13 protein-coding genes and 1 pseudogene are annotated in these 21,395 nt (G+C 65.6%); 11 read left to right on the forward strand and 3 right to left on the reverse strand.

Annotated elements, in window-relative coordinates; all coding sequences use genetic code 11:
- Positions 1–116: 116 nt before the first annotated feature.
- Entirely contained in the window at positions 117–2,930 is a 2,814-nt protein-coding gene (gene glnE, locus ACTHN9_RS06650; protein ID WP_440535962.1) for a bifunctional [glutamate--ammonia ligase]-adenylyl-L-tyrosine phosphorylase/[glutamate--ammonia-ligase] adenylyltransferase, read from the reverse strand.
- A gap of 215 nt (positions 2,931–3,145) precedes the next feature.
- Here glnE and ACTHN9_RS06655 point away from each other — a divergent pair, with 215 nt between their 5' ends.
- The 4 genes from ACTHN9_RS06655 (at position 3,146) to aroG (ending at position 11,208) form a co-directional block, all read left to right on the forward strand.
- Positions 3,146–7,396 (forward strand): YhdP family protein, encoded by a 4,251-nt coding sequence (locus ACTHN9_RS06655; RefSeq protein WP_440535963.1) that lies wholly within the window; start codon positions 3,146–3,148, stop codon positions 7,394–7,396.
- 73 nt (positions 7,397–7,469) lie between these two features.
- On the forward strand, positions 7,470–8,306 hold the full coding sequence (locus tag ACTHN9_RS06660) for a carbon-nitrogen hydrolase family protein (protein WP_440535964.1): 837 nt from the start codon (positions 7,470–7,472) through the stop codon (positions 8,304–8,306).
- Between the two features lie 31 nt (positions 8,307–8,337).
- On the forward strand, positions 8,338–9,804 hold the full coding sequence (tldD, locus tag ACTHN9_RS06665) for a metalloprotease TldD (protein WP_440535965.1): 1,467 nt from the start codon (positions 8,338–8,340) through the stop codon (positions 9,802–9,804).
- A gap of 330 nt (positions 9,805–10,134) precedes the next feature.
- A complete protein-coding gene (gene aroG, locus ACTHN9_RS06670) occupies positions 10,135–11,208 on the forward strand; it encodes a 3-deoxy-7-phosphoheptulonate synthase AroG (RefSeq protein ID WP_440535966.1) in 1,074 nt (357 codons plus the stop codon).
- A gap of 27 nt (positions 11,209–11,235) precedes the next feature.
- Here aroG and hmpA read toward each other — a convergent pair whose 3' ends face one another.
- Positions 11,236–12,444, reverse strand: a complete 1,209-nt coding sequence (gene hmpA, locus ACTHN9_RS06675) for an NO-inducible flavohemoprotein (protein ID WP_440535967.1) — start codon at positions 12,442–12,444, stop codon at positions 11,236–11,238.
- A gap of 149 nt (positions 12,445–12,593) precedes the next feature.
- Positions 12,594–13,148 (reverse strand): cob(I)yrinic acid a,c-diamide adenosyltransferase, encoded by a 555-nt coding sequence (locus ACTHN9_RS06680; protein ID WP_440535968.1) that lies wholly within the window; start codon positions 13,146–13,148, stop codon positions 12,594–12,596.
- Positions 13,149–13,488: 340 nt separating this feature from the next.
- On the opposite strand from ACTHN9_RS06680, the gene ACTHN9_RS06685 reads away from it, so the two are divergent.
- The 7 genes and pseudogenes from ACTHN9_RS06685 to ACTHN9_RS06715 form a co-directional block, all read left to right on the forward strand.
- Positions 13,489–14,910 carry an FAD-binding oxidoreductase gene (locus ACTHN9_RS06685; RefSeq protein ID WP_440535969.1) on the forward strand — a complete coding sequence of 474 codons (1,422 nt, stop codon included), beginning with the start codon at positions 13,489–13,491 and terminating at the stop codon, positions 14,908–14,910.
- Between the two features lie 21 nt (positions 14,911–14,931).
- A complete protein-coding gene (locus tag ACTHN9_RS06690; RefSeq protein ID WP_440535970.1) occupies positions 14,932–16,425 on the forward strand; it encodes an FAD-linked oxidase C-terminal domain-containing protein in 1,494 nt (497 codons plus the stop codon).
- Positions 16,426–16,605: 180 nt separating this feature from the next.
- Positions 16,606–17,694 carry a glycolate oxidase subunit GlcE gene (gene glcE / locus ACTHN9_RS06695; RefSeq protein WP_440535978.1) on the forward strand — a complete coding sequence of 363 codons (1,089 nt, stop codon included), beginning with the start codon at positions 16,606–16,608 and terminating at the stop codon, positions 17,692–17,694.
- Between the two features lie 82 nt (positions 17,695–17,776).
- Entirely contained in the window at positions 17,777–19,042 is a 1,266-nt protein-coding gene (gene glcF / locus ACTHN9_RS06700; protein ID WP_440535971.1) for a glycolate oxidase subunit GlcF, read from the forward strand.
- A gap of 100 nt (positions 19,043–19,142) precedes the next feature.
- The gene (locus tag ACTHN9_RS06705) at positions 19,143–19,841 is read left to right on the forward strand and encodes a YggS family pyridoxal phosphate-dependent enzyme (protein ID WP_440535972.1); all 699 of its coding nucleotides are present in this window, start codon (positions 19,143–19,145) and stop codon (positions 19,839–19,841) included.
- Between the two features lie 165 nt (positions 19,842–20,006).
- Positions 20,007–20,819 (forward strand): pyrroline-5-carboxylate reductase, encoded by an 813-nt coding sequence (proC, locus tag ACTHN9_RS06710; RefSeq protein ID WP_440535973.1) that lies wholly within the window; start codon positions 20,007–20,009, stop codon positions 20,817–20,819.
- 316 nt (positions 20,820–21,135) lie between these two features.
- A pseudogene (locus ACTHN9_RS06715) lies at positions 21,136–21,395 on the forward strand (type VI secretion system tip protein VgrG); the annotation flags it as partial.

Genomic DNA, 21,395 nt, shown 5'->3' on the forward strand with positions numbered 1-21,395 from the left:
CCGATCGACCGTTCGCGCGTCGTGGCGCCGGGCGCCGCGAGCGATCGGCAACGCGGCAAGCGGGCGCCGCCCAGCATCCGCCCCACGCAAGCCGCCGCCCGGGGCGCTGATTTCGTTTAGCCGAACACCCGCCGCCACAGCCCCAGCACGGCCTCGCGCTCCCGCTCGATCCGCTCGTGCGGCACGCATGCCTTCTCCATTCCGTCTAGCCGCAACTGATGCTGCAGCTTGCGATAAGTCCGATAAGCCGCCCCCACTGTCTCCGCTTCCTCGGCGCACATGAGCCCGAAGCGGGCAACTTCGCGCAACAGCGCGATGTTGCCCGTATTGCGGATGAGCTCCGGGTCGTGCGCCGCATGCAGCAGCACCCAGTACTGCACGATGAACTCGATGTCGACCATGCCGCCCCGGTCGTGTTTGACATCGAACAATTCGGTGCGATTCGGATGGCCCGCCGCCACGCGCTCGCGCATCGCCACGATCTCGGCCGCGAGCGGCGCGCTCTCGCGAGGCGTCGTCAGCACACGGTGACGAATGTCTTCGAATTCGCGCCCGATCTGCTCGTCGCCCGCGCAAAAACGGGCTCGTGTGAGCGCCTGGTGCTCCCAAACCCAAGCCGTATTCGTCGCGTCCCCTTCGCGCAATTGATACCGGCGGAATGCATCAAGATCGGTAATGAGCAGCCCCGATTCGCCGTTCGGCCTCAGCCGCAAATCGAGGTCGAACAAGGTGCCGGCACCGGTCGAGGTCGTCAGCCAGGTAATCAGCCGGCGCGTGAAGGTCGAGTAGATATCGGCCGCCGCCTCGTCCGGATCGTCGTACAGAAAGATCACGTCGAGATCGGACGCATAGCCGAGTTCCTTTCCGCCTAGCTTGCCGTACGCGATCACGGCGAATCGCGGCACGTCGCGATGGCGTTTCGCCAATTGCCGCCAGACGGCTTCGATCGTGACGTCGAGCACCGAATCGGCCAGCTCGGACAAGCGATCGCTCACCTGCTCCACCGTCAGCCGGCCCGCCAGGTCGATCAGCAAAATTCGGAACACTTCGGCCTGGTGCGCATGCCGCAGCAAGTCCATCTGCTGCTCGACGCCGTCCGCCGCCGCCAGGCGCGCACGCAGTTGCGTCTTGAACTCGGGCCAGTCGAAGGGGCTTCCGATCGCTTCGTCGTCGAGCAATTCGTCGAGCAGTTGCGGATGCCGAATCAAGTAGCCGGCCGCCCAGCGCGACTGCGCCAGCACGTCCAGCACGCGCTCGAGCGCGGCCGGGTATTCGTTGAGCAGCGCCAAATACGCGCCGCGCCGACCGACGGCTTCGAGCAGGTCGATCATGCGAGCCAGCGTCGCCGCGCGCTTGGCGGGCGGCGACATCGCCGCCACGGTGTCCAGCGCGCGCTCCGCGATCGTGTCGAAGCGCTCCCGATTGCGCTCGGGCAAGCCTTGGTAGCGCGCCGAGCGCCGCGCCGCGCTCAAGCGCGCGTGCACTTGGCTCGCATCGTCGAATCCGGCCTCCTGCAAGCGAGCGATGGCCTGTTCATCGGCCGTGTCGTCTTCGAGCGCGCTATTCCATAGCTCGCTCGCGCGCCACGGACGCGCGCCGTCATCGCGAACCGCCGAGACGTGCGAACCGGCTTTGTCGGCGAAGATCTGATCGAACTGCGCTTCCACCCGCATGCGATGGCCGTCGAGCACCATGGCGAGCGCCGTGAAATCGGCGAACCCCATCGAAGCGGCGAGCTTCGCGCGCTCGTCGGCGTCGACGGGCAGCGCGTGCGTCTGCGCATCGTTGCGGTATTGCAGGCGATGCTCCAGCTCGCGCAGGAATCGATAGGCATTCGACAAATCCGCGCAAACGGAAGGCGCAATCAAGCCCCGCGCCGCCGCATGCCGAAGCACGGCCAGCGTCGGGCGGATCCGAAAGCCCGAATCCTGGCCGCCCCGAATCAACTGAAAAACTTGCGCGCTGAACTCGATTTCCCGGATGCCGCCGCGGCCGAGCTTGATGTCGTCGGCTTTGTCCGGCCGCATCGTCGCCCGGCGCTGCGCCTCTTCGCGAATTTGCCGATGCAGTGAGCGAATCGCGCCGATCACGCCGAAATCGAGGTATCGCCGATAGACGAAGGGCTTGACCAGCGCCTCGAGCTGCGCCGATAGGCGCCGGGCCGCATCGCTATCCGGCTCGGACACGAGGCGCCCTTTGATCCAGGCATAGCGCTCCCATTCGCGGCCCTGAACATAGAAGTACTCCTCTAGCATGCCCAAGCTGCAAACGAGCGGCCCGGAATCGCCGTTCGGGCGCAGCCGCATGTCCACGCGAAAGACGTAGCCGTCCGCCGTGGCTTCGGCCAGCGCGCCGATCAGGCGGCGCCCGAGCCGAGTGAAGAACTCCTGCGTCGAAAGCGCGGCGCGGCTGCCGCCCGCGGTTTCACCGTCGTCTTCATAGACGAAGATGAGGTCGATGTCGGACGAGACGTTCAGCTCGCGGCCGCCGAGCTTGCCCATGCCGACCACCCCGAGCGCGAGTCGATTGCCGTCGGCCGAGCGCGGCTCGCCGTAAAGCGCCTCCAACTCGCAAGACAGCACCTCGATCGCGCGCTGGATCGCCGCTTCAGCCAGATCCGTCATCGTGCCCGTGACCTCGGCCACGTCCGCACGGCCGGCCAGATCGCGTTCCATCACCGCACAGAACACCTCGGTCCGCAACCGGCGCAACCCATAGCGCAGCGCGTCCTCGCCGATCGGCGCCCCCTGCTTCGCGCCATGCACGTGGCGATGCTCGGCGATCAGTTCGCTCAACCTCGCATCGATGCGCGCACGCGTGATCGGCGCTTCGGCCAAAGCGGCGATGCGCTCGGACAATTCGGGCCGAGCGGCGATCGCGCGCGCGGTATATAAGGAATAAGCGGAACTCAGCAGGGCGCTAGCAGTCATGGATAGGCGTGGCTCGCTTGTTGCAACGTCAGCGGCAACCGCGCACGAAACCTTGCTGCAACGCAACGCCCACCTCTCGTTCAGTGCATGAACGAGGCGCGGCGGGGCCGCGGGCAAGGTGGGACGGTGCGTTCTCGCGCGCGGGGACGGCCAGCCGCTGTGATACATTTCGTCGTCCGAGACGCCAAACTACCACATCCCCGATTTGCCGCAGTATGTCCGACAGCAAGGAATCCGCCGAAGCCGCCGTTGCCGGACACGCGCCTCACGATCATCGACGCTTGCGCCGAATCCTCAAGTTCGCGCTGGCCCTCGCGTTCCTCGTCTACTTCGTCGTCGCCGCCCTGTTTATCGGGCTGCGTTATCTGATCCTGCCCCGGATCGACGATTTCCGGCCACGCATCGAAGCGTTCGTCAGCGAGCGGCTGCATGCCGACGTTCGCATCGGCAAACTAGCCCCTTATTGGTCGGCGTTCCAGCCCGGCATCGACGTCACCGGGCTTGCCATTCGCGACCGCCGCGGCGATCGCGCCCTGTCGGTACCGCACGCCACCGCCACGTTGTCGTGGGTCTCGCTGCTGCGCGCCAAGCCGGCCCTCGCTAGCCTCGTCATCGAGCGGCCCGATGTGCTCGCGGCACGCGAAGCGGATGGGACGCTGTGGGTCGGCGGCGTGCAAGTGCCCACGACGCATACGGGCAACGACACCTTCTCGACCTGGCTGCTGTCGCAGCAAGCGATCGTCTTGCGGGGGGGCACGCTGCGCTGGCGCGATGCGCAACGCGACGCGCCGGAACTCGCCTTGCACAATGTTCGCCTCGCGATACTGAACGACGGTCTCGTCCACCGCGTCGCCTTGCAAGCGCCGGCCGACGGCTCGCTGCTCGAGGGGCCGCTCGATTTTCGTGCCCGTTTCCGCCATACGCCGCTCGAATCGGTCGGCAAGCCGCAAAACTGGACCGGCGAGGCGTATCTGTCGACCGGTCCCGTCGAATTGCCGATGGTCGCGCGTTACGTCAAGCTGCCGATCGCCACCTATGCCGGCCGCGTCGACAATGCCATCTGGGCCCGTTTTTCCGGCGGTCATATCCGCTCGGCGCACGGCCGGCTAGAAGGCTCGGACATTGGGTTGCGCGTGCGTCCGACCCAGCCGCGGCTCGACATGCCCGTCGCTCGCTTCGGCTGGGCGCTGGAAATCGATGCGCAACGCGACTACCGCCTGCGGCTCACGAACTTGCTGGCCGAACTCGGCCAACCGCCGCTGGACGACGGCACGCCCGTCTCGCGCACGCTTGCCCTGAGAACGTTGACGGGTCGCTATCGCGTTCCGACCGTCGACCACGGCCAGCTGATGAGCGTGACGGGCGACCGGGTCGATTTGGGCATCCTCGCCGAATTCACTCGCGCGTTGCCGGTGCCGCGCCGCTTTCTCGACGAACTCGTGCGCTTCGACCCGCGCGGAATGGTCGCGAACTACACGATCGCGGTCGAACGCGCCCGTCCTTCAAGCGCGCTCGCGGCCAGCGAGGAGCGTGTCGCCGGCACGGCGCCCGTCGTGCGCTATCGCTTCAAGGCCGATTTGCAAGGCATTAGTTTCGCCGCGCAGGAACCGCCGCCGGGCCTCTCGCCAGCCGGCCACCCGCGCGCCGGCCTGCCCGGCTTCGAAAACCTATGGGGTAGTATCGACGCCGACGAGCGGCAGGGCACGATCGCGCTCGACACCGTCAACGCAGCCGTCACGATCCCCGGCGAATTCGACGATCCGCGGCTGAAGTTCGACCGGATGCGGATGCGGGGAAGCTGGACCGTGAGCCCGACGCGCGCGCCGGGCGAGGCGCATAAGGCGTATTCGGTCACCGTGCCCGAACTGAGCGTCGAAAACGCCGACACCGCGGGATCGGTCGCGGCCACCTACACGAACCCGGGACACGGTCGCGGCGCGCTCGACCTCAAAGCGACGATCCATCGCGCCAAGGTACCGACGATTCCGCGCTATCTGCCCACCAGCATCGGCGAGCACTTACGTCATTACCTCGGCCACGGTCTGCAGGACGGCGTCGCGCGCGACGCGACGATCGAGGTGCATGGCAATCTCGACCAGTTCCCCTACTCGCGCGACCCGAAGGCCGGCATCTTCCGCATCGTCGCGCCATTTACGGGCGCCACCTTCGATCCGTCCCCCTATCCACCCAAGACGCTCAAGAACGGCACGCCCGACGTCTGGCCTGCGATCGAGGGCATCGACGGCGTGTTCAAGCTCAAGGAAAACGACCTACGCTTCGACATCGACCGCGCCCGTTACCGGCGCGTCGCGATCACCCGCGTCGCAGGGCATATCGACGATCTCGGCAGCCATCGCTCGGATCTCGTCATCGACGGCCAGGCCGGGGGCCCGCTGGCCGATCTGATCGACTACGTCAATCGCAGCGCGATCGCGGGCATGACCGGGCACGCCACGGATAAACTTCGCGCGAACGGCCCGGCTCGGCTGGCGCTCACGCTGACGGTGCCGCGCACACAAGAGCCGCATGTCGGGGTAGCCGGCACGGTCGTCCTGGACGGCAATACCCTGGCCACCCCGGAACTGCCGCCGCTGGAAGCCCTGAGCGGCCAGGTGCATTTCACGAAACAAACCCTCTCGCTCGAACACGTGGCCGGGCGTTGGCTCGGCGGGGACGTGCGCGCCGACGGGGCGTTGCAGGAAAACGGCCGCTATGCGTTCGACGTTGCCGGCCGCATCGCCGCCGACAGCGCGCGCCAATTGGATCTGGAAGGCCCCGCCGCCAAGGCGCTCGGCCGCCTGTACGGTGCGGCGCCGTATTCGGTCAGCGTCCGCGGCAAAAAGGGCACCTGGCCGACCATCTCGGCCACCTCCGATCTGACCGGCTTGGCGCTCGATCTGCCCGCCCCGCTCGGCAAGCCGCTTGGCGCGCCGATGCCGTTCTCGTTCGAACTGCGGCCGCTCGGCGCCGACGAGCAAGCGGCTTCGACACTGAACGCAGGCATGCGTGCGCGCGCCGATTTGCGCCTCGGGCCGCTGCAAGCCGCGTATCTCGTCGAACGCGGCACCGGCGACGCGGGCGCATCCGACTTATCGGTGCTGAGCGGCGCAATCGGTTTGAACGAACCCGCGCAACTGCCGCCCGCCGGCGTCACGGCCGACTTGTCGGCCGATTCGCTCGACGCGGACGCTTGGCGAGCGTTCATCGGCGAAATGAGCCGCGATACCGAAGCGGCGGGCCCGGCTCGGCAAAGTGCACAGGCACTCGCGCAATCGCAGCCCCGCCCCGCTGCGCCTCGCCCCTCGCGCGCGGCGCAGTTTATGCCGAGCCGCATCGCGGCCCGCTTCAAAACGCTCAAGCTGCTGAACCGCCAGTGGTCGAATGTGCTCGTCGATGCCACGCATGCGGCGCCGAACTGGCAAGCGAATCTAGCCTCTGACGAAGTGACCGGCAACCTATGGTGGCAGCCTCCCACGGCCGACAAGCCTGGCGGCGCGCTGCGCGCGCGGCTCGCAAAAGCGGCGATTCCGGTGACGGTCGGGCACGATCTGCTCGGGCAGCTCACACCGAGTTCGAACCAGCCGATGCCTGCCATCGATCTGATCGTCGACGATTTGACGGTGCGCGGCCACGACATCGGCCGGCTCGCCATCAGCGCGCGCAATTTCGACGAGAACGGCGTGCCCGTCTGGCAAGTCGACAACTTGGACGTTTCGAACGCGGCTGCGCACCTCGTGGCGACCGCCAATTGGCGTACCTCGCGACGCCTAGGCGACGCGGCCGATGCCGCCACGCCGCGCCGCACGATCGTCGATTTCAAGCTCGACGTCGCCGATGCCGGTGCGCTGCTGGACCGCTTCGGCCTGCCACGCACGGTCAAGAACGGCTCCGGCTCGCTGACGGGCAAGGCCGTCTGGCGCGGCGGGCCCACGGCGATCGACTATCCGACGCTCGACGGTCACGCGACGATCGATTTGCACCACGGCCAAATCCTGAAGGTCGATCCGGCCGTGGCCAAACTGCTCGGCGTACTGAGCCTGCAGAGCATCACGCGCGTGCTGGCGCTGAATTTTCGCGATGTCATCGGCGAGGGGCTGCCGTTCAAAAGCGTGACGGGCACCGCGCGCGTGCGCGGCGGCATCGCCAGCACCGACGATTTCCGCGTCGTCACGGCGCCGATGCGCGCCGACTTGTCGGGCACGGTCGATCTCGCCCAGGAGACGCAGAATCTGCAAGTCGTGATCACGCCAACCCTGAGCGCGGGTTCGGCCGTGATCGCGGCAACCGTCGTCAATCCGCTGCTGGGTCTGGGGGCGCTCGTCGCCAATGTCGCGCTGTCGCAATCGATCTCGCGCGCCTTCGCGCACGACTATTCGGTCACGGGATCGTGGTCGCACCCGCTCGTCGAGCGGGTCTCGGCCGATCGGGGTAAGATGGCTGCTCCGGCCGGGACCACGGGCCAGTGATGCGCAGCGCGGGGCGAGACGCTCCGGCCGGCGCGTCCGGCGCCGGGCCTCGGCAGCATCCGACACCGAATTCATGAGCGATCGTCCCGCCCACACGCCACCGTTTCGCGTCGCCGCGCTCCAGATGGTCAGCACGCCCGAGCGCGAGCGCAACCTCGCGGATGCCGAGCAGCTCATCGCGCAAGCCGCGGCCGAAGGCGCCCAGCTCGTTGTGCTGCCCGAATACTTTTGCTTCATGGGATACAAGGACGCCGACAAGCTCGGCGTGCGCGAATCTTATGGCGACGGCCCGATTCAGCGCTTTTTGTCGGACACCGCGCGTCGCCACCGCGTTTGGGTGATCGGCGGCACGCTGCCGCTCGCCGCAACCGATCCGCTCGACGCCCAGCGCGTCCTGAACACAACGCTCGTGTTCGACCCGAACGGCAGCGAGGCGGCACGCTACGACAAGATCCACCTATTTAACTTCGAGAAGGACGCCGAATCGTTCGACGAAGCCCGCACGATCCGCGCCGGGCGCGACGTCCGCACGTTCGATGCCCCGTTCGGCCGCGTCGGCTTATCCGTCTGCTACGATTTTCGCTTTCCCGAGCTGTACCGGCGCATGGGCGATTGCGCGTTGATCGTGGTGCCGTCGGCGTTCACGTACACCACGGGCCGCGCGCACTGGGAGATGCTGCTGCGTGCGCGCGCCGTCGAAAACCAATGTTATGTGCTGGCCGCGGCGCAAGGCGGCACGCATGAAAACGGCCGCCGCACGTGGGGCCATAGTATGTTGATCGACCCTTGGGGCGAAATCGTCGCCGTGCTGGACGAAGGCCCCGGCGTCGTGGCGGGCGACATCGATCGCACGCGCATCGACGAAGTCAGGCGCAGCTTGCCGGCCTGGCGCCACCGAGTGCTGGCTTAAACTCCTCTTTTCGCATCGAAGAACCGACCGCATGAACCTGATCGAACCTGGCATCCGCAATCTCGCGACCGCGAAAGACGTCCTGCTCACGCCTTACGGCCTCGACGAGGCGCGCCTAACGCGCACGCTCGCCGACATCTTCACGCATCGCGTCGACTACGCGGATCTGTACTTCCAGGCCACACGCAGCGAAGCGTGGAGCCTCGAGGAAGGCATCGTAAAGTCGGGCAGCTTCAGCATCGACAAGGGCGTCGGCGTGCGCGCCGTCGCCGGCGACCGCACGGCCTTCGCGTATTCCGACGACCTGTCCGTGGAGGCGCTAGCGCAAGCCGCGCAAGCCACGCGTTCGATCGCGAAAGCGGGCGGCGGCAAGCAAAAGATCAAAGTGGCCAGCGCGCTCCGAGGCGTGGCGGGACGCGATCTCTATCTGGCGGCCGATCCCCTGGCATCGCTCGACGCCACCGAAAAAGTGAAACTGCTCGAGCGAATCGAGCAGATGGCGCGCAGCCGGGATACCCGCATCACGCAAGTCATGGCCGGCCTCGCGGGCGAATACGACGTCGTGCTCGTCGCCCGCAGCGACGGCGTGCTGGCCGCCGACGTTCGCCCGCTCGTGCGCGTCTCGGTTACCGTCATCGCCGAACAAAACGGCCGGCGCGAAATCGGCAGCGGCGGCGGTGGCGGCCGGTTCGATTACGCCTATTTCACCGATGACGTCCTGGCACGCTACGTCGACGATGCCGTCAAGGCGGCGCTCGTCAATCTCGAAGCGCGCCCCGCCCCCGCGGGCGCCATGACAGTCGTGCTCGGGCCGGGCTGGCCCGGCGTCCTGCTGCACGAGGCGATCGGCCACGGGCTCGAGGGCGACTTCAACCGCAAGGGATCCTCGGCGTTCGCCGGCCGCATGGGCGAGCGCGTCGCGGCCAAGGGCGTCACCGTGGTCGACGACGGCACGCTGCCGAACCGCCGCGGCTCGTTGAATATCGACGACGAAGGCAATCCCACCCAATGCACGACGCTGATCGAGGACGGCGTGCTCAAGGGCTACATCCAAGACACGCTGAACGCGCGGCTGATGAAAATGCCGGTCACGGGCAATGCCCGGCGCGAATCGTACGCGGCGCTGCCGATGCCGCGCATGACGAACACCTACATGCTCGCCGGCGACAAAGCCCCGCAGGAAATCATCGAATCGGTCAAGCACGGCCTTTACGCCGTGAACTTCGGCGGCGGCCAAGTCGACATCACGAACGGTAAGTTCGTGTTTTCGGCGTCCGAAGCCTACATGATCGAAAACGGCAAGGTCACCTACCCCGTCAAGGGCGCCACGCTGATCGGCAGCGGCCCGGAATCGCTCAAGTACGTCAGCATGATCGGCAACGACATGGCGCTCGATACGGGCGTGGGCGTGTGCGGCAAGGAAGGCCAAAGCGTGCCCGTCGGCGTGGGCCAGCCGACGCTGCGCATCGACAATTTGACGGTGGGCGGGACGGTCTGACCTCCCGCGGCAATGAACGTTTCTTGCATAAAACGTTCATTGCGCGCGGATTTCCCGCATTATGACGGCATGCGGCTTGCCGAGCGCGCTTGAGCGGCGTATAAAGTGAAACGCACCTTTTTAATGACGACGAGCTTCATCCCGATCATGTCGACGAAGTTTTACTTTTACTTCTTTTGGCATCTCAGTCCGCTGGCGGATCGAGAGGGGTGTTAGCGCTCAACGCAAAACCCGAATTCCCGAAAAACCGCCAGCGAGCCTGGCGGTTTTTTTTCGCCTCGGCATGAACGATCGCCGGCGAGACCCGTACCCGATGAGGAGAAGCGCAGCATGCCCCCGCACAACACCGACGATGTCCGTATCCGCGAGTTGAAAGAACTGACGCCGCCCGCGCATTTGATTCGCGAGTTCGCGTGCACCGAGGCCGTCTCCGACCTCATCTACGGCACGCGCCGCGCGCTGCATCGGATCTTGCACGGCATGGACGATCGCCTGATCGTCATCGTCGGACCGTGCTCGATCCACGATCCGAAGGCCGCGCTCGAGTATGCGCAACGGCTCGTGAAAGAGCGAGCGCGCTTCGCCGGCGAACTCGAAATCGTGATGCGCGTCTACTTCGAAAAACCGCGCACGACGGTAGGCTGGAAGGGGCTCATCAACGACCCGTACCTCGATAACAGCTTCAAGATCAACGACGGTCTGCGCATCGCGCGCGAGTTGCTGCTCGGCATCAACGAACTAGGGCTGCCGGCCGGCACCGAGTACCTCGACATGATCAGCCCGCAGTACATCGCCGATCTGGTGTCGTGGGGCGCGATCGGTGCGCGCACGACCGAATCGCAAGTGCACCGCGAACTGGCGTCGGGACTGTCTTGCCCCGTCGGCTTCAAGAACGGGACCGACGGCAACGTCAAAATCGCCGTCGACGCGATCAAAGCCGCATCGCAACCGCACCACTTCCTCTCGGTCACGAAGGGCGGCCACTCGGCCATCGTGTCGACGGCCGGCAACGAAGACTGCCATGTGATTTTGCGCGGCGGCAAGACGCCGAACTACGATGCGGCGAGCGTCGACGCGGCCTGCGCCGATATCGGACGCGCCGGCCTCGCGGCACGCCTCATGATCGACGCGAGCCATGCCAACAGCTCGAAGAAGCACGAGAACCAAATTCCGGTCTGTGCCGACATCGGTCGGCAAGTGGCCGGCGGCGACGAGCGGATCGTCGGCGTGATGGTCGAGTCGCATCTCGTCGCCGGGCGTCAGGATTTGCAGCCGGACTGCGCGCTGACTTACGGCCAAAGCGTGACCGACGCCTGTATCGGTTGGGACGAGACCCTCGGCGTACTCGAGGGACTGGCCGATAGCGTCAAGCAACGCAGGATCGCGCGCGGCAGCGGCAACTGAGCGCCGCGCCGCGCACGGGCGCCGGCCTTACGCCAACGCGCCCGATCCGAACACTTCGCTGTGGATGCGCGCCGGATCGACGCCCAGTGCGACGAGCGAATCGCGTTGCGCCTCCATGAAGGCCATCGGCCCGCACAGGTAGTAATCGGCATCGGGCAGCACCGCTTGCGCCGCAATACGCGAGAAGTCGATCCGGCCTTCGAAGTCGTAATCCACCCCTTGCCGATCGGCCGATTCCACGTTTTCGTAGAAGACAGCCCGGGACACGTTCGCGTGCGTCGCCATCGCTTCGGCGAGCCATTCCTTGAACGCATGCACGCGCCCGTTGCGGCAGGCATGCACGAACGCGACACGGCGCGTGCTGCCTTCGGCCGTCAGCGTCGAGAGCATCGACATCATCGGCGTAATGCCCACGCCGCCCGACACCAGCACGACTGGCGTCGACTTCGTCCGATCGAGACGGAACTCACCCATCGGCGCCGTCACCTCGACGATCGCGCCCTCTTCCACTCCATCGTGCATCTGTGTCGAGAGGCGGCCCGCCGGCACCGCTTCATTGCCGCCTTCCCGCTTGACCGAGATGCGCAGCCATTTGCCGTGCGGCGCATCCGACATGCTGTACTGCCGCGGCTGATCGACCCCCAGTTCGCCGACATAACGCTTGACCGTGACGAACTGACCGGGCTCGAAGCTGGCAGCCGATGCGCCGTCGGCCGGCGTCAGGTAGAAGGAGGTGATTTCATCGCTTTCCACCACCTTGCGCGAAACGACGAACGGACGGTAGCCGCTCCACGCCGCGCGGTCGTACAGCTTCGCCTCTGCGCCGATCATGATTTGCGCGAGTTGCGCGTACGCCGCGCGCCATGCTTCGAGCGTGGCCTCGTCGACGGCATCGCCGAGCACTTCGACCACCGACGCCAGCAAGTTTTCACCGACGATCGGATAGTGTTCGGGACGGATGTTCAAACTGGCGTGCTTATGCGTGATCCGACCGACGGCCGAGCCGAGTGCGCCGAGATTGTCGATGTTGGCGGCATAGGCGTAGACGGCATGCGCCAGCACGTCGGCCTGGCTACCGCTTTCCTGATGTGTCTGATTGAACAAATTGCGCAGCTCGGGGCGATTCGCGAACATGCGACGGTAGAAGTGTTTCGTGATCGTCGCGCCGTGCTGAGCAAAGACGGGGGCGGTGGCTTTGACGCGGGAAATTTGATCGGGTGTCAGGGCGGAGGTCATCTTTTGGCGTTCCTCGTTAAGATGCATCAAGAATACATTTTAACGGAGCGCGCACTCCATACGGCATTTTGTCGCAGGGCAGCACGCCGCGCGACGTGCGGCCACGCTGCGTCTACCCAATCGCGGCCTCGGAATCTGCTGCGGCTGCGCTATTCGACGCGCCGCCCAGGCTGCCAAAGCACGTCGCTGCCGCCGCCCGCTCGATTGAGCACGCGAGCGAGCACGAATAGCAAGTCGGACAAACGGTTGACGTAACGGCGCGGCGCATCGGCAAGCGCCTGCGCAGCGCCGAGCGTCACGATGGCGCGCTCGGCGCGCCGGCAAACGGTCCGGCACACGTGAGCAAGCGCGGCAGCGCGTGTGCCGCCGGGCAGGATGAACTCCTTGAGCGGCGGCAAATCGGCGTTGTAGTGCGCGAGCCAGGCGTCGAGCCGCGCCAGGTGCGCATCTCCGATTACCGTATGGCCGGGGATGCAGATCTCGCCGCCCAAATCGAACAAGTCGTGCTGGATGGCCGTCAAGGCTTCATGGACATCGGGGGGCAACGTTTCCGCGAGCAGCACGCCGATCTGCGAGTTCAGTTCGTCGACGTCGCCCATCGCGGCGATACGCACGTCGTCCTTGCGCACGCGGTGGCCGTCCCCGAGGCCGGTCGTGCCGTCATCGCCCGTGCGTGTCGCGATCTTGCTCAATCGGTGACCCATCGTCGTTGCTCCTTGATTCGTCGACATCGTGCCGAACGCGGCCTTGCGCGCGGTGCGAGCGACGTCATGCCGCGACCCAACGCGAAGCGACCCATTATAGGCGCGCCAAGCGCCACGCCGGGCGGGCTTTCCGGGCACCTCGCCGGCCCGTTCTGACTGCCCGGCATTCGGCGTAGAATGAAGCCGCCTTTGAACGGAACATGGGATTGCCGCGGCGATCGCCGGCTGCACGGTGCCATCGTCGCCGTTCCCGCTGTTCGATTGCACCGATACACCCACACATCGACCGATACCGATGCGCGACGCTCGCATGGACGCTTCGCGCCAGGAGACGCCATCCGTGAATCATCCTGTGCCCCCGGCCGCACTGCGCCCCCGCCGGCCGTTCCCGGCCGAGTTATTGGCTGCGCTGCAAACGCAGTTCGGCGAGCGCGTATCGACGTCGGAAGCCGTGCGCGCGCACCATGGCCGCGACGAGTCCCCCTTCGATCCTCAATTGCCCGATGCCGTCGTGTTCGCGCAAAGCACGGAAGACGTGCGCGCGGCCGTTGCACTATGCGCTCGCTATGACGTGCCGATCATCCCCTACGGCAACGGCTCGTCGCTCGAAGGGCAATTGCTGGCCGTCGAAGGCGGCGTGAGCATCGACTTGACGGGGATGAACCGCATCGTCTCGATCGCCCCCGAAGACATGACGGCCACCGTGCAAGCCGGCGTCTCGCGCAAAACGCTCAACGAGGCGCTGCGCGACACCGGGCTCTTCTTCCCGATCGATCCGGGCGCCGACGCTAGCTTAGGCGGCATGTCGGCCACGCGCGCCTCCGGCACGAACGCGGTGCGCTACGGCACGATGCGCGAGAACGTGCTCGGGCTCACCGTCGTGCTCGCCGACGGGCGCGTCATCAACACCGGCACGCGCGCACGCAAGTCGTCGGCCGGCTATGACCTCACCCGCCTGTTCGTCGGCTCCGAAGGCACGCTCGGCGTCATCACCGAAGTCACGGTGCGGCTCTATCCGCAGCCCGAGGCCGTCTCGGCGGCCGTGTGCGCGTTCCCTTCGATGGGCGAGGCCGTGCGCGCCGTCATCGAAACGATCCAGCTCGGCGTGCCCGTCGCGCGCGTGGAATTCGTCGACGCGCTCGCAATCCGCGCCATCAACCGGCATTCGAATCTCTCGCTGGCCGAATCGCCGACGCTCTTTTTCGAGTTTCACGGCACCGAAGCCAGTGTCAAGGAACAAGCCGAACGCGTCGAAAGTCTCGTCGCCGAACACAACGGCAGCGGCTTCGCCTGGGCCACGCGGCCCGAGGATCGCAGCCGCCTATGGAACGCGCGCCATACGGCCTACTTCGCCATGCTGCACTTGAAGCCGGGCTGCCGCGCCGTGACGACCGATGTCTGCGTGCCGATCTCGCGATTGGCCGATTGCGTCGTCGAAACCGAACAGGACCTGCTGGGCTCGCCGCTGCCGTGCCCGATCGTCGGCCATGTCGGGGACGGCAATTTCCACGTGGCCATGCTGATCGATCCCAACAAGCCCGAAGAACTCGAAGAGGCCGAACGATTGAACCGGCGTGTGGTGCAACGCGCGCTCGCGATGGGGGGCACCTGCACGGGCGAGCACGGCGTTGGACTGCACAAGATGGATTTCCTGCTCGAAGAACACGGGCTCGCCGCAGTCGATGCGATGCGCGCGGTCAAACATGCGTTCGACCCGCGCAATCTCATGAACCCGGGCAAGATCTTTTCGTACACGGCCTAAAGCGGCCGACGGGGGTATTTTATGGAAGCCATTGCGTTGCCGGCAGCCGACATCCGCGCCGAACGCCAGCGCGAAGTCGTGCAGGCGCTCATGGCCACGCTGCCGGCGCATTGTCTGCTCCACCGCGATGAAGACACGGCGCCCTACGAGTGCGATGGCCTGAGCGTCTATCGACAATTGCCGCTTGCCGTCGCCTTACCCGAAACCGAAGCGCAGGTTCAACGCGTCTTGCAAATCTGCCGGCGCTTGGGCGTGCCTATCGTCCCGCGCGGCGCCGGTACCGGGCTCTCGGGCGGCGCCACGCCGATCGCGCACGGCGTGGTGCTTTCGCTCTCGCGCTTCACCAAAATCGTCGACGTCGATCCGTATGCGCGCACGGCCACCGTGCAGCCCGGCGTGCGCAACATCGCGGTTTCCGAAGCCGCCGCGCCCTACGGGCTCTATTACGCGCCCGACCCGTCGTCGCAGATCGCCTGCACGATCGGCGGCAATGTCAGCGAAAACTCCGGCGGCGTGCATTGCCTGAAGTACGGCCTCACTGTCCATAATGTCTTGCGCGTGCGTGCGATCACCATGGACGGCGAGATCGTCGAATTCGGCTCGCTCGCGCCCGATTCGCCGGGGCTCGATCTGCTCGCGGTCATGATCGGCAGCGAAGGGATGTTCGCCGTCGTGACCGAAGTGACCGTGAAACTCGTGCCCAAGCCGCAAACGGCCCAGGTCGTCATGGCGAGTTTCGACGATGTCGTCAAAGGCGGCGAAGCCGTGGCAGCGATCATCGCCGCCGGCATCATCCCGGCCGGCCTCGAGATGATGGACAAGCCCGCGGCACGCGCGGTCGAAGCGTTCGTGGGTGCCGGCTACGACCTCGACGCCGCAGCCATCTTGCTATGCGAATCGGATGGCACGCCCGAGGAAGTGGCGGACGAGATCGTCCGCATCACGGCGGTGCTGCGCGAACACGGTGCAACACGTCTGCAAATTTCGCGCACCGAGGCCGAGCGGCTGCGCTTCTGGTCGGGTCGCAAAAACGCCTTTCCGGCCGCGGGCCGAATTTCGCCCGATTACTACTGCATGGACGGTACCGTCCCACGCCGGAGCATCGGTCCGCTGCTCGCGCGCATCGAAGCGATGGAAAGCAAGTACGGGCTGCGCTGCATCAACGTCTTCCATGCCGGCGACGGCAATATGCACCCGCTGATCCTATTCGACTGCAACGAACCGGGCGAGTTGCGCCGCGCCGAGGAATTCGGCGCCGAGATTCTCGAAAGCTGCGTCGAATTCGGCGGGACGATTACGGGCGAACATGGCGTCGGCATCGAGAAGATCAATTCGATGTGCGTTCAGTTTTCGGAGGCCGAGCGCGCGGCGTTCTTCGCGGTCAAGCGCGCGTTCGATCCCGCCGAGCTGCTCAACCCGACGAAGGGTATCCCTACGCGAGCGCGCTGCGCCGAATACGGGCGGATGCACGTGCGCGGCGGTCTGCTGCCGCACCCGGAGTTGCCGCGTTTTTGATCGAAAACGCCGGCGGCCAATGCGCGCGCCTGCCGCGGGTTACGCGGAATTACCCCTAGGCGCGGCTCGCCGCGCTTGTCTCGCCGCGCTCGGCCAGTACAATCTGTAGCGAATACACACCAGGCATGACTTGCTAAAACCGGCTCTTACCGGATGAACGACATCACGAAGCGGGAAGCCATGCAGGAAGAGGACATCGTGGCCTACTGGTCCGAACGGATCCGGCAGGCCTCGGCCGATGCGCGCCCGCTGCGTTTGCGCGGCGCCGGCACCAAAGATTGGTACGGCCAGCAGCTACAAGGCGAAATACTCGATACGCGTGCGTATCGGGGCATCATCGCCTACGACCCGGCGGAACTCGTGATCACCGCCCGCTGCGGAACGCCGCTCGCGGAAATCGAAGCGGCGCTCGCCGAACACGGCCAAATGCTGGCGTTCGAACCCCCTCACTTCGGCCGCGCCTCGACGCTCGGCGGCTGCATCGCCGCCGGCATTTCAGGGCCTCGCCGTGCGCAGGCGGGCGCGGCACGCGATTTCGTCTTGGGCGTCACGCTGATGAACGGTGCCGGCGAGATCCTGCGTTTCGGCGGCCAGGTCGTCAAAAACGTCGCCGGCTACGACGTCGCGCGGCTCATGGCGGGCTCGCTCGGCACGCTCGGGTTGATGCTCGATCTTTCGATCAAGGTGATGCCCCGCCCTGCCGTCGAAGCCACGCTCAAGTTCGATACGAACGGCACCGACGCCGTGCGCAAGCTCAACGAATGGGGCGGCCGCCCGTTGCCGATCACGGCCAGCGCGTGGCGCAACGGCACGCTTGCCGTTCGTCTATCCGGTGCCGAAAGCGCGGTGAAGGCGGCGCGCAGCACGATCGGCGGGGAAGTCGTCGATGCGGTGGAGGCCGAGCGCTTTTGGGAGGGCCTACGCGAGCAGACCGACCCGTTCTTCGCCTCGATTCCGCCCGATGCGGCACTCTGGCGCCTCGCCCTGCCCTCGATCACCGAACCGCTGCAACTGCCCGGCGCCCAACTAATGGAATGGGGCGGCGCCCAGCGTTGGTGGATCACCGATACCGATGCGCAAACGGTGCGGATCAGTGCGAAGCAAGCCGGCGGACACGCGACGGTATTCCGCGCGGGTCGTTCTTTCGATCGCAGCGTCGGCGTGTTCACGCTGTTGCCGATGCCGTTGATGAAAATCCATCGCGGCTTAAAGACGGCTTTCGATCCAGCGCGCATATTCAATCGCGCGCGCATGTATCCGGATTTTTAATCGCTGACGCTGCGTCGAACGTGACGAAGAAGCGCCGTGCATTCACGAACCACGCGGTCGAGCAAGAGATAAAGGCGACGCGATGCAAACCCAACTCGCAGAGTTCATCCGCAACACGGCCGACGGCGAAGAGGCCGATGCCATCTTGCGCAAATGCGTGCATTGCGGTTTTTGCACGGCCACCTGCCCGACCTACCAGCTGCTCGGCGACGAACTCGACGGTCCGCGCGGACGCATCTATCTGATCAAGCAGATGCTCGAAGGCGGCCACGTCACGCGCAGCACGCAGTTGCATCTCGATCGATGCCTCACCTGCCGCAGTTGCGAAACGACTTGTCCGTCGGGCGTGCAATATGGGCGGCTCGTCGAAATCGGACGTCAGCATGTCGAAGAAACGGTGCCTCGGCCGCTGCGCCAGCAGGTGCTGCGCCGGGTGCTCGCCAGCGTGCTGCCGAACAGCGCCGTCTTCGCGCCGGCGATGCGCCTCGGGCAGCTCGTGCGGCCGTTCCTGCCGCGCCGGCTGCGCGACAAGATTCCGGCTCGCCAGCGCTTGCTCGAGTGGCCGACGCAATCCGAGCCCGTTCACGCCGCCACTGAAGCCACGCCCCCGCTCGGTGCGCGCCGGATGTTGATGCTCGCGGGCTGCGTGCAACCGGCGATGCTGCCGAACATCAACATCGCGACGGCGCGTGTGCTGCATGCGCTCGGCATCGAGACGCTGATCGCATCCGAGGCCGGTTGCTGCGGCGCCATTCGGTTGCATCTCGGCTACCGCGACGAGGCGCTCGACGACGTTCGGCGAAACATCGATGCCTGGTGGCCGCACGTCGAGGCTGGCGTCGAAGCGATTGTCATCAACGCGTCGGGTTGCGGCGCGACGATCAAGGAATATGGCCACCTTTTGCGCAACGATCCGGCTTATGCCGAGAAGGCGCGGAAGATCGCCGAACTTTCGCGCGACGTGGTCGAGGTGCTGGGTGGCTTCGAGACGGAGCTGGCAGCGCTCGCTCGCCGCCGCGGCGTGCATACGGTCGCGTTTCATCCGCCGTGTACATTGCAGCATGGACAGCAGATCCACGGTGCGGTAGAGCATTTGCTGGCGATGCTCGGCGTCGAAGTGCGGCTGCCGGCCGATAGTCATTTGTGTTGCGGCTCGGCCGGGACTTACTCGGTCACACAGCCGGCGATGTCCTATACGCTGCGCGATAGGAAGGTCCGGAATCTCGAAGCACTGGAACCGCAGATGGTCGTGTCGGCCAATGTCGGGTGTATCGCGCATCTGCAAAGCGGGACGTCGATGCCGGTTGCGCATTGGGTCGAGCTTGTCGAGCATTTGATTTATGGGTGAGCGTGGCGCGGCCCCGGGCGGGTAAGCGCTCGGGGCGCCCTCCTCGCCTCCGGCCCGTATAATCCGCAACTGACTTCGGGCCCTCGCTCACGATCAACCTATGTCCCACATCGCCGACAACCTGCAGGCGGTCCACGCCCGCATCGAACGCGCGGCCCAAGCGGCCCAGCGTTCGCCCGATTCCATCCGTTTGCTCGCCGTCTCCAAGACGTTCCCGGCCGAAGATGTCCGCGCGGCCTTCGCGGCGGGCCAACGTGCCTTCGGTGAAAACTACGTCCAAGAGTCGCTGGCCAAGATCGAAGCGCTGGCCGACCTGCGCACGCAGCTCGAGTGGCATTTTATCGGCCCGCTGCAATCGAACAAGACACGCCCCGTGGCCGAGCATTTCGATTGGGTGCATTCCGTCGATCGGCTCAAGATCGCCCAGCGTTTGTCCGAACAGCGGCCCGATGCGTTGCCGCCTTTGAACGTGTGTCTGCAGGTGAACGTGAGCGGCGAAGCATCTAAAAGCGGCGTGGCCCCTGCCGAAGCACCGGCGCTTGCGCGTGCCATCGCCGCATTGCCGCGGCTGCGCCTGCGTGGGCTGATGTCGATCCCGGAACCCGCCGACGATCTACAAGCGCAGCGCGAGCCGCATCGCCTATTGCGGGCGTTGTTCGACGCGCTACGCGCGGATGGCATTGCGCTCGATACGATGTCGATGGGCATGTCGGGCGATTTGGAGGCGGCCGTGCTCGAAGGTGCCACGATCGTGCGCATCGGCACCGCCATCTTCGGCAAGCGCGATTACTCGCATTGAGTCGATTGACCCGATTGATCTGATTGACCCGATATGCGCGGCGCCCGCCGGCAGGCCGCTCGCTAAACGCCGTCGATCGGTTGCACCCGTGCGGGTCGTAGCGCTCCGACCCGTCGTACCCAGCGGTCTATAATCGACCGCTGCTCCCACCTCTTTCGACTACTTATGAAGATCGCATTCATCGGCGGCGGCAATATGGCCGCGGCATTGATCGGCGGCCTGATCAAGCGCGGCGTTGCCCCCGCGGACCTTTACGCCATCGACGTCAACGAGGACGCGCGTACGCGCGCGCATGCGCAGTTCGGCATCGCAACGGCGGCAGCGCCCGACGAATCGCTACGCGGCTACGACGCCATTGTCCTCGCCGTCAAACCGCAGGTGCTGAAAGCCGTATCGGCATCGCTTGCGCCGCATGTGTCGACGCAGCTCGTCGTCAGCATCGCGGCCGGCATTCGCGGCGCCGATTTGTCGCGTTGGCTCGGTGGTTATACGCGCGTCGTGCGCGCCATGCCGAATACCCCGGCTTTGATCGGCCAAGGCGTGACGGGCCTCGCCGCGCTGGCGGGCGTCGACGAAGCGGGCCGCCGGTTGGCCTCGGACGTATTAGGTGCAGTGGGCACAACGGTTTGGTTCGACGACGAAGCGAAGATCGACGCCGTCACGGCGATCTCGGGAAGCGGCCCGGCGTACGTGTTCTATTTCATCGAGGCCTTGCAAGAGGCCGCGCGGCGCTTGGGCTTGGGCGACGAGGAAGGCCGTGCGCTCGCGCTCGGCACGTTCGCGGGTGCGGCGCAATTGGCCGTGCAATCGGATGAAAGTGCTTCGGTTCTGCGCGAGCGCGTGACGTCGAAGGGCGGTACGACGGCCGCCGCGCTCGCGGCGTTCGATGCGCAGGATGTGAAAGAAGCCATCGTGAAAGGCGTGCTCGCGGCGGACGCGCGCGCCAAGGAAATGGGCGACGAGTTGGGTAATCAATAAGGCGTCGGCATCGTTCTATGCGGGTTGCCCGACACGAGCAAACTTGGCCTGTCGGGCCGAACATCGGTCGCGTGCGCGCTGCACGCCAATCTACGCTACCCACAAGTCGCGAATTGTGCGATGGCGACGGAAACTATTTCCCCAATCGTAGATTGGAGATCGCACATTAGTTCATTTTACCGAATGCAGCCCTCGCGCCAATCCCGCCTTATCAGAAAATTCTCTGACCGACAGCCTCGTTACATTTGACACGCCATCGATTAGAATCTCGCCTTTGCATTAAAAGAAGAAGCTTCCAATAAAAGGAAAAAGCGAGATGAGGGCCACGACGCTTTACGACGCGATATCGTACGGTGGCGCGCAGCGCAAACGAATAGTCAAGCTCGATACGCCACTGGGCTCGGACTGGCTGTTACCGATGTACGTGAAAGGCCGCGCGCGTCTGGGCCGCGATTACGAATTCGTTATCGATGCGATATCCACTCGCGGCAAGGAAATCAAGCTGAAGGCGTTGATCGGCAAAGCCGTGACGCTTTGGATTCTCCAGGCGGACGGCACGTATCTGCCGCATCACGG

Origin of the sequence: Trinickia sp. (assembly GCF_051953405.1) — a bacterium.
GTDB lineage: Bacteria > Pseudomonadota > Gammaproteobacteria > Burkholderiales > Burkholderiaceae > Trinickia.